The organism is Pseudomonas saxonica (assembly GCF_007858365.1).
In the GTDB taxonomy this organism is placed as follows: domain Bacteria; phylum Pseudomonadota; class Gammaproteobacteria; order Pseudomonadales; family Pseudomonadaceae; genus Aquipseudomonas; species Aquipseudomonas saxonica.
The window spans coordinates 1-579 of record NZ_VFIO01000040.1 but is presented as its reverse complement, the minus strand read 5'-3'; the positions used below and the strand labels follow the sequence as shown (position 1 = coordinate 579).

The following is a 579-nucleotide window of genomic DNA, read 5'->3' as shown; positions in this document are numbered from 1 at the left end:
CCGACGGCAACGGCCTTGACTACCTCTACCACCCCGGTGGCGCGCTCAAAGCCATCAACCTCAACGGCCAGCGCCTCACCGGCCACCGCTTTGAACACGGGCGCGAGATCATGCGCCAACAAGGCTCAGTGCTCAGCGAATACCACTACGACGAACAACAGCGCCTCAAGGAACACCGCGTCTACCCGCTCGAACGCAACGGCGAAGTCACTGGCCACTACCACTACCGGCGCACCTACCAATACGACGCCAACAGCAACCTGCGCCTGCTCACCGACAGCCGCAAAGGCCAAAAAAGCTACGCCTACGATCCGCTTGACCGCCTCACCGAAGTCCTCGGCAACGCCAACAACGTCGAACACTTCGCCCACGACCCGGCGGGTAACCTCCTCGCCCAAAGCTACAACGGCCAGGGCCGCAGCTACGGCAAAATCAAAGGCAACCGCCTGCTGATGCAAGGCGACTGCCACTTCGACTACGACGCCTACGGCAACCTCATCCGCGAACGACGCGGCGCCGGCCAACGTCTTGTGCGCCACTACCGTTACGACAGCCAACACCGCCTGATCGGCATCACCC

Annotated in this window: 1 pseudogene; it reads left to right on the top strand. The window is 62.5% G+C overall.

Annotated features, from left to right (window positions below):
* Window positions 1-110 precede the first annotated feature (110 nt).
* Window positions 111-579, top strand: a pseudogene (locus tag FJD38_RS24420) (RHS repeat domain-containing protein); the annotation flags it as partial.